Source organism: Streptomyces sp. LS1784, from assembly GCF_020103755.1.
Lineage (GTDB): Bacteria > Actinomycetota > Actinomycetes > Streptomycetales > Streptomycetaceae > Kitasatospora.
Genome location: NZ_JAHSQD010000254.1, coordinates 1 through 11,496 on the forward strand (window position 1 = coordinate 1; position 11,496 = coordinate 11,496).

An 11,496-nucleotide genomic window follows, 5' to 3' on the forward strand; every position below is an offset into this window, starting at 1 on the left:
GGGCCGCCCGGCGCGTGCTCCGGACGGCCCGCCGGTGCGGCGGCGCGCTCATCGGCCTACTCCCACGGTCGGCGGGCGGCTCCGGATGCCGCCCGTCCCGCCACCCTCCGGGCGGCCGCGGCCGGGACGCAACCGCAGTAGGCCGATCGGGCGGCCGGAGGCTCGGCAAACACGCTGGTCGGAGGGGCTGTGTAGGCTCAACGGTCATGGCGAGGGTGACGCGGGACGATGTGGCGCGGGTGGCGGGGACGTCCACGGCGGTCGTGAGCTACGTGATCAACGACGGACCGCGGCCGGTGGCGCCGGCGACCAGGGCGCGGGTGCTCGCGGCGGTCGAGGAACTCGGCTACCGGCCGAACCGGGTCGCCCAGGCGATGGCCCGGCGGCGGACCAACCTGCTCGGGATGGTCGTGCCGGACGCCCGCCAGCCCTTCTTCGCCGGGCTCGCGCACGCCGTCGAGCAGGCCGCCACCGAACACGGCCGACTGCTGCTGATCGGCAACTCCGACTACGCCGACGAGCGCGAGGCGCACTACATCCGCGCCTTCCTCGGGATGCAGGTGGACGGTCTGATCCTGGTCACCCAGGACCCGGCCACCCCCGGGCTGACCGGCTTCGACGTGGCCGACGGCACCCCGGTGGTGCTGCTGCACCACCGGGCGGAGAGCGCCGACGGCGTCGCCGTGGTCGCGGACGACGAGGGCGGCGCCCGCGAGGTGGTCCGCCACCTGCTCGGGCACGGTCATGCCGAGGTGCACTGCTTCGGCGGCACCCTCGCGCTCAGCCCACACGACCCGGTCACCGGGCGGACGGCCGGCTGGGCCGCCGCGCTGGAGGAGGCCGGGCTGCCCACCGAGGGGCGGCTCACCCCGGCGCCGTTCGACCGGATCCGGGCGCACGCCGAGGCCCTCACCCTGCTCGCCCGGCCCGACCGGCCCTCCGCCGTGTTCTGCGCGACGGACGACCAGGCGATCGGCCTGCTGCGGGCCGCCGACGACCTCGGCATCCGGGTGCCGGAGGACCTCGCGGTGGCCGGCTTCGACGACATCGCCGAGGCGGTGATCGCCGGACCGGCGCTGACCACCGTCACCGCGGCACAGGACGAGATGGCCCGCGCCGCGCTGGATCTCGTCCTCGGCGGGCCGGAGCACCGCGCCCAGGGCACCCGTACCTTCCCGGCCCGGCTGGTGGTCCGGCGCTCCTGCGGCTGCCCGCCGGCCGAGGCCCGGGACTGACGTCGGGCCGGGGACGGACGCCGGCGCCTGCGCGGACCCCTCGGTCTTCTCACTCTTCGAGCAGCTCGTCCGCGAGCAGGTCCATCAGCAGGTTGTCGTGCCAGGTGCCGTCCGGGCCGCGCTCGTACTGGCGCATGGTGCCGACGGTGCGGAAGCCGACCTTGGCGTAGCAGCGGATCGCGGCGAGGTTGTCCGCGGCCGGGTCGATCACCAGCCGGTGGTAGTGGTGGTCGTGCACCAGGTGCCGGGCCATCGTGCGCACGGCGTCGGTGCCCAGGCCCAGGCCGTGCACCGTCGGGTCGAGGTAGAGGTCCATCCCGGCGTGCCGGTACTCGTCGTCGTTGTTGGCGTACCACTGGATGGCGCCGACCACCTTGCCGCCGAGTTCGATCGCGAAGGTCTCGGTTCCGGGCGATTCCAGGTCGTTGGCGACCTCGTCGGCCAGGTCGTCGCCGCCCCGCCAGCGGGCGAACACCTCGGGCGTGCCACGGATGGCCGCCAGCGCCGGGATGTCCTCGCCGGTGGCTGGGCGGAGCGTGACCAAGGTGCCGTGCAGAATCGTCCCCATATGGGGCATGTTGGCACGGAAACCCCGCTCCGGCGAGTGTTTTCGGGCACCGTCCGCCCCCTTCCGGCGAGCGGCCGCGGGGCGGGACGGCAGGGGCCGGGCGGCGGCCCGACGAGGCGGCCGGGCGTCAGGTGGCGGGGCGCGCCGGGTCGCCGAGGGGGCCGAGCCAGACGGCGGTGACGGCGCTGACGTAGCGGGCGCCGCAGTGGTCGTCGGGGACGACGAGCTGCGGGCCGGTGGCGTCCAGCGGGGCCCCGTCCATGCTGGTGGCGAGCAGGATCTCCTGGCCGCCGAAGTCCGGGTCGATCTCGGCCCAGGAGACCACCGCCCGGTGGCCGTCGGCGCCGACCACCGAGAGCAGGAAGCGCAGCCGCTGCTTGCGGCCGGAGAAGTCGATCCAGGGCCGGGCGGCGCGCAGCACGTCCAGCAGCGCCGGGCCCTCGTAGCCGTGGCGCTGCTCGCCCGCGGTCCGGCAGTCGAAGCTGACCTCGACCCGGCGGGCGGGGAGGGCGCGCAGCTCCGCCACCGTCAGCTCGGCGGGGCGGTCGAGGTGGCCGTGGAGTCGGACGGTGGGCCTCGCCGGGGTCATGGGTGCTCCCTCCTCGCGGGCCACGGCGCCGTGGCCCGCGAGGAGGACTACCCGAGGGACCACTCGGGCATTCGCAACTGCCAGGCTGGAAGCCGCCATTCATCCGCAATTGCGATGGCGCATCCCAGGTTCGACCGGAATCTGCGATCAGTCGCCCTCGAACTGCAGCGCCCGGCGGACGTAGCGGACGCAGCCCGAGGCGCAGCCGATCAGGACCACGTCCTCCCCGTCCCGGCACTCGAACACGGTCCAGTGCTTCTCGATGGTCTTCGGGTCGTCCTCGCGCCGCTTCCGGACCTCGACCAGCACCAAGTCGCTCGGCAGGTAGCGGGCCCGCGCGCTGGTTTCGCGCAGCGGCGAGATCGCGAGCGCGGTGGCCGAGGCGTGCAGGAACTCCGCGGTCGGACGGCAGTACGGCCGGGCGCCGGCGACACAGCCCTCGAAGACCACCACCCGCCCCTCGGCGAAGGCGTCGCGTTCCTTCCGCTCCTCCGTCCTCGACTCGCCGATCGTCGCCCCCAGTACCTCGACAACCGCACCGAGAACGTCCACGAGCATCCGCGTCTCCCCTCCATCGCTCGTTCGTGCGCACCATTCGACCACGGGCGGCCCGGACGCCACGCCCCCGGCCCGCGCCCCGGGCGCGGGCCGGGAAGAGCCGGAAAAATTCTTCGCAGCGGGTGTCGATCCGGCGCCGGCCCGTTCGACGCAGGGGTGAGAGGCGGGGAGAGGCCCCGCCCGCACGACCGAGGAGTCACCATGCCACGCTTCATGACGCTGATCCGCATCGACGAGCAGTCCCGCGCCGGGTGGGAGCCGGACCCGGGCTTCGAGCAGCGGATGGGGGCCCTGTTCGAGGAGATCACCAAGGCCGGCGTGATGCTGGAGACCGCCGGCCTCACCCCGACCTCCCAGGGCACCCGGCTGACCTGGAACGACGGGAAGATCGGCTGCACCGACGGGCCGTTCACCGAGACCAAGGAGGTCGTCGGCGGCTACGCCATCCTCCAGTGCAAGGACCACGCCGAGGCCCTGGAGTGGACCCGGCGCTTCCTCCGGGCCCACCCCGCGCACTGGCCGGTCGAGGCGGAGGTCCGGCAGATCGAGGAGATGCCGGAGCCGCCGAAGTAACAGCCGTGGCAGTGTTTGCCTCCGTCTCCGCCGGCTGCTCTGATGGGTGGCCGTGACGGAGAGGGCTGCTACCCACGAGACCGCGGCGACGGCCGTCGAGACGGTGTTCCGGATCGAGTCCGCGCGGATCATCGCCGGGGTCGCCCGGATCGTCCGGGACGTCGGCATCGCCGAGGAGCTGGCGCAGGACGCGCTGGTGGCCGCGCTGGAGCGGTGGCCTCGGGAGGGCGTCCCGGACAATCCGGGCGCCTGGCTGACGGCCACCGCCAAGCACCGCGCGGTCGACCTGGTCCGCCGCCGGGAGGTCTACGCCCGCAAGCTCGCCGAGGTCGGGCGGTCGGCGGAGGAGGTGCCGCCCCCGGAACCGGCCGAGCCGGACGGCATCGACGACGACCTGCTGCGGCTGATCTTCACCGCCTGCCACCCGGTGCTGTCGGCGGAGGCACGGATCGCGCTCACCCTCCGACTGCTCGGCGGGCTGGCCACGCCGGAGATCGCCCGCGCCTTCCTGGTGCCCGAACCGACGGTGGCGCAGCGGATCGTCCGGGCGAAGCGGACGCTGGCGAAGGCGGGGGTGCCGTTCGAGGTGCCGTACGGGAAGGACCGGGCGCAGCGGCTCTCCTCGGTGCTGGAGGTCATCTATCTGATCTTCAACGAGGGCTACTCGGCGACCGCGGGGGACGATCTGCTCCGCCCCCGGCTGTGCGAGGACGCGCTGCGGCTGGCCCGGGTGCTGGCCGCGCTGATGCCCGCCGAGCCGGAGACGCACGGGCTGGCCGCGCTGCTGGAGTTCCAGGCCTCGCGCACGGCCGCCCGGACCGGGCCGGACGGAAGGCCGGTGCTGCTGGCCGAGCAGAACCGGTCGCGCTGGGACGGGCTGCTGATCCGGCGCGGCTTCGACGCCCTGCAGCGGGCGGGCACCGGGCCGTACTCGGTGCAGGCAGCGATCGCCGCCTGCCACGCCAAGGCGCGGCGGTACGCGGACACCGACTGGGCGACCATCGCCGCTCTGTACGAGCGGCTGCTGGCGCTGTCACCGTCCCCGGTGGTGGCGCTGAACCGGGCGGTCGCGGTCTCGATGGCCCGGGGCCCGGCCGCGGCGCTGGAGCTGGTGGACGAGCTGGCGGCGGAGCCGGCGCTGCGCGGCTACCACCTGCTGCCGAGCGTGCGGGGCGACCTGCTGGCCCGGCTGGGGCGGCCGGCGGAGGCCAGGGCGGAGTTCGAGCGGGCGGCGGGGCTGACCCGCAACGAGCGGGAGCGGGAGCTGCTGTCGGAGCGGGCGGCCTCGCTCGACGGGAGCCGGCGGACAGGCCTCAGGCGTCCTCCAGGCGCAGCCGGGCACTGACCGTGCCGAGGCCCTCGGCGAGCACCGCGAGCTGCTCGCGGGTGAGCACGTCGATCAGCAGCTCGCGCACCAGGGCGACGTGTCCGGGTGCGGCCTGGCGCAGTGCCTCCCGGCCCCGGTCGGTGAGTTCGGCGATGACGCCGCGCACGTCGCTGGGGCAGGAGCGGCGGGCGACCAGGCCCGCCCGCTCCAGCTGGGTGACCTGGTAGGTCAGGCCGCTCTTGGAGGTGACCAGCTTCTCGGCGAGTTCGGTCATCCGCAGGGAGTCGCCGGGGGCGGCGGACAGGTGCACCAGGATCTCGTACTGCTGGTGGGAGAGTCCGGAGTCCTCCTTGAGCTGGCGTTCCAGCCGCCGGTTCAGCAGGTTGCTCGCGGTGACGAAGCCCCGCCAGGCGGCCGCCTCGTCCGGGTCCAGCCAGCGGGGTTCGTTCAGTGGGAACATGCGACGAAGCCTACTCCTGTTGTTCAAATTCGAACGAGGGTGTACCGTCGGCGAAGACGTTCAAATTTGAACTACCTATTCGGTCAACGGTCCTGAGGAGGACGCCATGAGCACCGCGGCCCCCGAGCGCATGCCCGCCCTGTACCTGTCGCACGGCGCGCCGCCGCTGGCCGACGACCCGGTCTGGCCGGGCGAGCTGGCCGCCTGGTCCGCCGACCTGCCCCGGCCCAGAGCCGTCCTCATGGTCTCCGCCCACTGGGAGGAGGCCCCGCTCGCCCTCGGCGCCGTGACCACCATCCCGCTGGTGTACGACTTCTGGGGCTTCCCCGAGCACTACTACCGGGTCCAGTACGCCGCCCCCGGCGCGCCGGATCTCGCCGAGCGCGTGCGCAAGCTGCTGCGTGCCCCCGGCACGCCCGTCCAGGACATCCCCGACCGCGGGCTCGACCACGGCGCGTACGTCCCGCTGGTCGAGATGTACCCGGACGCCGACATCCCGGTGCTCCAGGTCTCGCTGCCCACCCTCGACCCGCAGCGGCTGATGGAGATCGGCCGCAAGCTCGCCCCGCTGCGCGACGAGGGCGTGCTGATCGTCGGCAGCGGCTTCTTCACCCACAACCTGCGGGCGCTCAGCAGCGACGGTCGGGTCACCTCGGTGATGGCCGAGTTCGACGACTGGGGCCGGCGCGCCCTGGAGGCCCACGACCTGGACGCGCTGCTCGACTTCGAGCACAAGGCCCCGGCCGGGCGCCTGGCCCACCCGCGCACCGAGCACTTCGCGCCGCTGTTCGTCACCCTCGGCGCCGGCGAGGCCGACCTGGACAGCCAGCGCAGTGTCATCGACGGGTTCTGGATGGGCCTGGCCAAGCGCTCGATCCAGCTGGGCTGAACCCCTCGCGAGGAACATCGCGTGAAGCGCTCACCGATCGTCGGGCGGCCCCCCTGCGCGATTCCGGGTGCTGGGTCTATCGTGTGACGCTCCGTCGAAGGAGTGATCATGCGCAACGGCGATGCCGTACGAACCGCCCTGGACGTCTCGCTGGCGGTGCTCACCCCGCACACCGGGGACCGCGACTGGGACGTGCCCGCCGGGCTCCTGGAGTGGAGCTGCCGCGACACCGCCGCCCACATCGCCCACGACCTGCTCGCCTACGCCGGCCAGCTCGCCGCCCGCCCCCGGGACCGCTACCTGCCGCTGGACCTCACCGTGCGGCCCGAGGCGGACCCGGCCCAGGTGCTCACCGTGGTCACCGCCGCCGGGCGGCTCCTCGCCACCGCCCTGGACGCCGCCCCGCCCGACTTGCGCGCCTACCACCACGGGCCGTGCGATCCGCTCGGCTTCGCCGCGATGGGCGTCGCCGAAACCCTTCTCCACACCCACGACATCACCAGCGGCCTCGGCCTGCCCTGGCAGCCGCCCGCCGAGCTGTGCCGCTTCGTGCTCGACCGGCTCTTTCCGCAGGAGCCGGCCGCCCACCCCGCTGAAGTCCTGCTCTGGTGCACCGGGCGCGGGGAACTGAACGGCCGCCCGCGCAAGTCCTCGTGGAACTGGCGGGCGGCCATGGGCGAGTGGCCGGACTGATCCGGTCGGTCAGACGCCCTCGGTCAGGCGCTCTCGGTGGCGATGCGCTCGGCCTGGCTGCGCTCGACGCAGAACTCGTTGCCCTCCGGGTCGGCCAGGGTGACCCAGCCCTTGCCGTCCGGGGTGCGGCGGTCCGCCAGTACGGTGGCGCCCAAGGCGACCAGGCGGGCCACCTCCTCGTCCCGGCTGCGGTCCTGCGGCTGGAGGTCGAGGTGGACCCGGTTCTTGGCCGACTTGCCCTCGGGCACCCGGATGAAGAGCAGCGAGGCGCCGGCGGAGTTCACCACCGCCTCCTCGTCGCCCGGGTTGTCGTCCTCGCCCAGGGTGCCGTCCAGCGCCTGGGCCCAGAAGGTGGCCAGGGCGTGCGCGTCGGCGCAGTCGATCGTCACGTGTCGTACCAGAGAAGCCATGCGGCTACTCTGACCTGCCCCGTTCGGGTTCGTCCAACCTTTTCCGGGAGTGCCGGTGGCCGTCCAGCGGGAACGGCGGGAAGGCCGGGAGCACTTCCTCGAACGGGTAACCGGCCTTCTCCGCGACCCGGCAGGAGGCGAGGTTGTCCACCTGGTGCAACAGGTCTATCCGGCGTAGGCCGTCCTCGGCGAAGGTGGCGAAGGCCCAGCGGGTGAGGGCCTCCACCGCGCGCGGGGCCACCCCCCGGCCGCGGGCCGGGGCCGCCGTCCAGTAGCCCACCTCGGCGCTCTCCCCGCCGGGAGTGGGGTACTTGAGCGCGACGTTGGCGACGAGCTCGCCGCCGTCCAGGACGGCGAAGCTGTACCGGGTGCCGGCCGCCCGGCCCTCGTACTGGAGACGCAGCCAGTGCGCGGCCTGCTCGGCGTCGTCCACCGGGGTACGGGTGAAGCGGCGCAGGGTCTCGTCCCGGTAGGCCTCGATCAGGGCGGGCGCGTCGGCGTCCTCGAAGGGGCGCAGCAGCAGGCCGTCGGCCGTCAGGGGCGGCGCGGTGACGGTCACTTGAGGCCTTCCCACCAGGACGTCGCTGCCGCCGGCGGCCTCGTAGAGTGTGCCGGGCCGTTGGTCGTTCATGGATGTACTCCCCGTGGGTGAACCGTGCGTTGCGGCCTTCCTAGCAGGCGGAGGGCTCGGGCGTGCTCGGACGGCAGGGCCCGGCCCGCTGTTCGCGCCGGGCTCAGCAAGCGGAGGGTGGGGTTCCCGCTTGACCCTGACGTTGGCGGCAGGGTCGGAGGGTGGGGCCCATGAGCGAAGAGAGCGGGACGCAGGGCAGGGTCGTGGTGGTCACCGGGGCCGGGACGGGGATCGGGCGGGAGACGGCGCGGGCCTTCGCGGCCGAGGGGGCGCGGGTGCTGGCGGTCGGACGGCGGTTCGAACCGCTGGCCGGGACGGCGGCCGCGCACCCGGCACTGATCGAGCCGCTGGCCGCGGACGTGACCGGGCCGGATGCGCCGGGGGAGATCGTCCGGGCGGCGCTGGAGCGGTTCGGGCGGCTGGACGTGCTGGTCAACAACGCCGGGATCGTGGACGGCCGGCAGGGCCTCGGCGGCTTCGACCGGGCGGGCGTCGAGACGCTGCTGGCCACCAACCTGGTCGCCCCGGTGCTGCTCGGGCAGGCCGCGCTGCCCGCGCTGGAGCGAAGCCGGGGCGTGGTGGTCAACGTCAGCACCGCCGTCGGGCAGCGCGGCTGGCCGGGCAACTCGGTGTACGCGGCGAGCAAGGCGGCGCTGGAGACGGTCACCCGCAGCTGGGCGGTGGAACTGGCGCCGCGCGGGATCCGGGTGGTGGCGGTGGCGCCCGGGGCGATCGACACCCCGATCGGCGACCACTCCGGGTACGGCCCCGAGCAGCGGGCGGCGATCCGGAAGTGGCAGATCGAGCACACCCCGCTGGGCCGGATCGGCCGCCCGGCGGAGGTGGCCTGGGCGATCACCCGACTCGCCTCGCCACAGGCCTCGTTCGTGACCGGCGTAGTGTTGTCGGTGGACGGCGGCGCGCTGGCGGGCTGACCGGGAGGGGACGGGTGGCGGTGCGGATCGGCGAGCTGGCGGCCCGGACGGGCAGTACCGCGCGCGCTCTGCGGCACTACGAGCAGGCCGGGCTGATCGACTCCGGGCGCGCGCCGAACGGCTACCGCGAGTACGGCGAGTCGGCGGTCGTCCGGGTGCGCAACATCCGTGCGCTGGTGGCCGCCGGGCTCACCCTGGAGGACCTCCGGCCGCTGCTGGGCTGCCTGGACGGGGACGTGCTGTCGGGCCGGCCGTCCGAACGGGTGCTGGGGATCGCCAGGGAGCGGCTGGCGGTGCTGGAACGCCGGATCGCCGCCCAGACCGAGGCCCGGGACCGGCTGGTGGCGGCACTGGCGGCGGCCGGGGTGGGCGGGGACGGGGTACGCACGGACGGGTGACACCCCCGATCGGGGGTGTGCAGGGGTCGGACGGGAGAGGACAGTGGGCCCCATGCAGATTCCACTCTCCGTGATGGACTTCCTCGACCGGGCCGAGCTGGTCTACGGCGACCGGGTCGGCATCGTCGACGAGCCGGTGCAGCCGGCCGAATCCTGGGGCGAGCTGAGTTACCGCAGGGTCGCCGAGCTGGCCCGGGCCCAGGCCGCCGGGCTGGACCGGCTCGGTGTCGGGCCGGGCGAGCGGGTCGCGATCGTCTCCCACAACTCGGCCCGGCTGCTGACCTCGTTCTTCGGGGTGAGCGGGTACGGCCGGGTGCTGGTGCCGGTGAACTTCCGGCTGAAGGCCGAGGAGGTGTCGTACATCGTCGAGCAGAGCGGCGCCTCCGTGCTGCTGGTCGATCCCGAGGTCGCGGACGCCCTGAGCGGGGTGGTGGCCAAGCACAAGTTCGTGCTCGGCGCGGACAGCGACGCCGTGCTGTACGACTTCGACGGCACCCCGCGGCGGTACGCGGTGGACGAGAACGACACCGCCACCATCAACTACACCAGCGGAACCACCGCCCGCCCCAAGGGCGTTCAGCTCACCCACCGCAACGTCTGGCTGAACGCGACCCTGATGGGCCTGCACTACGGCGCGAGCGACCGGGACGTCTACCTGCACACCCTGCCGATGTTCCACGCCAACGGCTGGGGCCTGCCGTTCTCGCTCACCGGTCTGGGCGCCCGGCACATCGTGCTGCGCAAGGTGGACGGCGCGGAGATCCTGCGCCGGGTCGAGCGGCACGGGGTGACCTTCCTGTCCGGCGCTCCCGCCGTGGTCCAGATGGTGCTGGACGCGGCCGCCGACTGGGACGGCCCGGTGCCCGGCCGGGACCGGGTGCGGATGATCGTGGCCGGCGCCCCGCCGCCGACCTCGGTGGTGCAGCAGGTCGAGGAGCAGTTGGGCTGGGAGTTCATGCAGCTCTACGGCCTGACCGAGACCTCCCCGGTGGTCACGGTCAACCGCTCGCGGGCCGAGTGGGACGTGCTGCCGGCCGCCGAGCGGGCCGAGAGGCTGGTGCAGGCGGGCGCCCCGGCGCTCGGCACCCAGCTGCGGGTCGACGCCCAGGGCGAGGTGCTGGTGCGCTCCAACACCGTGCTGGACGGCTACTGGCAGCAGCCCGAGGCGAGCGCCGAGGCGCTGCGGGACGGCTGGTTCCACACCGGCGACGGCGGCACCCTCACGGACGGCCAGCTGACCATCTCCGACCGCAAGAAGGACGTCATCATCAGCGGCGGGGAGAACGTCTCCTCGATCGAGGTGGAGGACTGCCTGTACGACCACCCGGCGGTGGCCGAGACGGCGGTGATCGGGGTGCCGCACGAGAAGTGGGGCGAGACGGTGAAGGCGCTGGTGGTCCTCCGGGAGGGCCACGGGGCGGTCACCGAGGCCGAGTTGATCGCGCACTGCAAGCAGCGGCTGGCCGGCTACAAGTCGCCCACCACGGTGGAGTTCCGGGACGCCCTGCCGCGCACCGCCACCGGGAAGCTGCAGAAGTTCCGGCTGCGCGAGCCGTACTGGACCGGGCGGGATCGCCAGGTCAACTGACCAGCCCCGACTCCCGGGCCGCGAGGGCGAGTTCGGTCCGGTTGCGGACACCGAGCTTGTGCATCGCGGACTTGAGGTAGCCCGTCACCGTGTTGCAGGTCAGGCCCAGTCGGGCGGCGATCTCCGGGTTGGTCCGGCCGGTCGCCGCCCACCGCAGCACCTCGTGCTCCCGCGGGGTCAACGGCGGTGCGGGGGCGGCCTGGCGGGGCTGTTCGCGGCTCCAGGCGGCGGCCCCGGCGAGCGCCCGGGCCGCCGCCTTCGCCAGCGTGCCGACCGCGGAGATCCGCACGTCCCCGAACGGGACGACGGCGCGCAGCGAGGCGTACACCACGCCGTGCACGGTGCCGCCGTCCATCAGCGGGACGGTGAGCATCGCGTACAGGTCCTCGGCGGCCACGGCCGCGTCGTAGTGGTGCGAAATGGTCTTCGCCGCACGGTAGTCGGGCACCCAGGTGGGCGCGCGCTCGGCGAGTGCCCGGCCGCCGAGGCCGAGGCCGGCCGGGACGGGTACGTCGTGCAGCAGGTCGGCCCGGGTGCCGGCCCAGTGGCGCAGCACCATGCCCTCGCTGCCGGGTCGGCTCCCGGGCAGCGGCTCGGGCACGCCGACCAGGCCGACGTCGGCGCCGCACTCGGCCACCACCC

General features: G+C 74.0%; 15 protein-coding genes. 8 read left to right on the forward strand and 7 right to left on the reverse strand.

Annotation, left to right across the window (positions count from 1 at the left end; genetic code table 11):
* Positions 1 to 206 precede the first annotated feature (206 nt).
* A complete protein-coding gene (locus tag KS423_RS25580; RefSeq protein WP_224282118.1) occupies positions 207 to 1,235 on the forward strand; it encodes a LacI family DNA-binding transcriptional regulator in 1,029 nt (342 codons plus the stop codon).
* Between the two features lie 49 nt (positions 1,236 to 1,284).
* Here the strand turns inward: KS423_RS25580 and KS423_RS25585 are convergent, their stop codons facing one another.
* The 3 genes from KS423_RS25585 to KS423_RS25595 all read right to left on the reverse strand — a co-directional run bounded on the left by KS423_RS25585 (position 1,285) and on the right by KS423_RS25595 (position 2,950).
* Positions 1,285 to 1,803: a GNAT family N-acetyltransferase gene (locus tag KS423_RS25585; protein ID WP_224282119.1), complete on the reverse strand. Its 519-nt coding sequence runs from the start codon at positions 1,801 to 1,803 to the stop codon at positions 1,285 to 1,287.
* Positions 1,804 to 1,930: 127 nt separating this feature from the next.
* Positions 1,931 to 2,392 (reverse strand): molybdopterin-dependent oxidoreductase, encoded by a 462-nt coding sequence (locus KS423_RS25590; RefSeq protein WP_224282120.1) that lies wholly within the window; start codon positions 2,390 to 2,392, stop codon positions 1,931 to 1,933.
* Between the two features lie 147 nt (positions 2,393 to 2,539).
* Positions 2,540 to 2,950 carry a hypothetical protein gene (locus KS423_RS25595; RefSeq protein ID WP_224282121.1) on the reverse strand — a complete coding sequence of 137 codons (411 nt, stop codon included), beginning with the start codon at positions 2,948 to 2,950 and terminating at the stop codon, positions 2,540 to 2,542.
* Between the two features lie 201 nt (positions 2,951 to 3,151).
* Between KS423_RS25595 and KS423_RS25600 the strand changes: the two genes are divergently transcribed.
* On the forward strand, positions 3,152 to 3,523 hold the full coding sequence (locus tag KS423_RS25600) for a YciI family protein (protein ID WP_224282122.1): 372 nt from the start codon (positions 3,152 to 3,154) through the stop codon (positions 3,521 to 3,523).
* 52 nt (positions 3,524 to 3,575) lie between these two features.
* Positions 3,576 to 4,868 carry an RNA polymerase sigma factor gene (locus KS423_RS25605; RefSeq protein ID WP_224282123.1) on the forward strand — a complete coding sequence of 431 codons (1,293 nt, stop codon included), beginning with the start codon at positions 3,576 to 3,578 and terminating at the stop codon, positions 4,866 to 4,868.
* Here KS423_RS25605 and KS423_RS25610 read toward each other — a convergent pair.
* The gene (locus KS423_RS25610) at positions 4,837 to 5,301 is read right to left on the reverse strand and encodes a MarR family winged helix-turn-helix transcriptional regulator (RefSeq protein WP_224282131.1); all 465 of its coding nucleotides are present in this window, start codon (positions 5,299 to 5,301) and stop codon (positions 4,837 to 4,839) included. The two genes, KS423_RS25605 and KS423_RS25610, sit on opposite strands and share 32 nt — an antisense overlap.
* 115 nt (positions 5,302 to 5,416) lie before the next feature.
* Here KS423_RS25610 and KS423_RS25615 point away from each other — a divergent pair, with 115 nt between their 5' ends.
* Complete coding sequence (locus KS423_RS25615; RefSeq protein ID WP_224282124.1) at positions 5,417 to 6,199, forward strand: dioxygenase; 783 nt, start codon at positions 5,417 to 5,419, stop codon at positions 6,197 to 6,199.
* 108 nt (positions 6,200 to 6,307) lie between these two features.
* On the forward strand, positions 6,308 to 6,892 hold the full coding sequence (locus tag KS423_RS25620; protein ID WP_224282125.1) for a maleylpyruvate isomerase N-terminal domain-containing protein: 585 nt from the start codon (positions 6,308 to 6,310) through the stop codon (positions 6,890 to 6,892).
* A gap of 23 nt (positions 6,893 to 6,915) precedes the next feature.
* Here KS423_RS25620 and KS423_RS25625 read toward each other — a convergent pair whose 3' ends face one another.
* Both KS423_RS25625 and KS423_RS25630 read right to left on the reverse strand, forming a co-directional pair.
* The gene (locus KS423_RS25625) at positions 6,916 to 7,302 is read right to left on the reverse strand and encodes a VOC family protein (RefSeq protein ID WP_224282126.1); all 387 of its coding nucleotides are present in this window, start codon (positions 7,300 to 7,302) and stop codon (positions 6,916 to 6,918) included.
* 4 nt (positions 7,303 to 7,306) lie between these two features.
* On the reverse strand, positions 7,307 to 7,933 hold the full coding sequence (locus KS423_RS25630) for a GNAT family N-acetyltransferase (RefSeq protein WP_224282127.1): 627 nt from the start codon (positions 7,931 to 7,933) through the stop codon (positions 7,307 to 7,309).
* 170 nt (positions 7,934 to 8,103) lie between these two features.
* On the opposite strand from KS423_RS25630, the gene KS423_RS25635 reads away from it, so the two are divergent.
* Genes KS423_RS25635 through KS423_RS25645 form a run of 3 tightly spaced genes read left to right on the forward strand, consistent with a single transcriptional unit; the run spans position 8,104 to position 10,854 of the window.
* A complete protein-coding gene (locus KS423_RS25635) occupies positions 8,104 to 8,868 on the forward strand; it encodes an SDR family NAD(P)-dependent oxidoreductase (RefSeq protein ID WP_224282128.1) in 765 nt (254 codons plus the stop codon).
* A 20-nt stretch (positions 8,869 to 8,888) separates the two neighbouring features.
* Positions 8,889 to 9,266, forward strand: a complete 378-nt coding sequence (locus KS423_RS25640) for a MerR family transcriptional regulator (protein WP_224282132.1) — start codon at positions 8,889 to 8,891, stop codon at positions 9,264 to 9,266.
* A gap of 52 nt (positions 9,267 to 9,318) precedes the next feature.
* Positions 9,319 to 10,854, forward strand: a complete 1,536-nt coding sequence (locus KS423_RS25645; RefSeq protein WP_224282129.1) for an AMP-binding protein — start codon at positions 9,319 to 9,321, stop codon at positions 10,852 to 10,854.
* Here the strand turns inward: KS423_RS25645 and KS423_RS25650 are convergent.
* Positions 10,847 to 11,496 (reverse strand): LuxR C-terminal-related transcriptional regulator (locus tag KS423_RS25650; protein WP_224282130.1); only part of this gene is annotated, 650 nt, incomplete at its 5' end. The genes KS423_RS25645 and KS423_RS25650 overlap by 8 nt on opposite strands.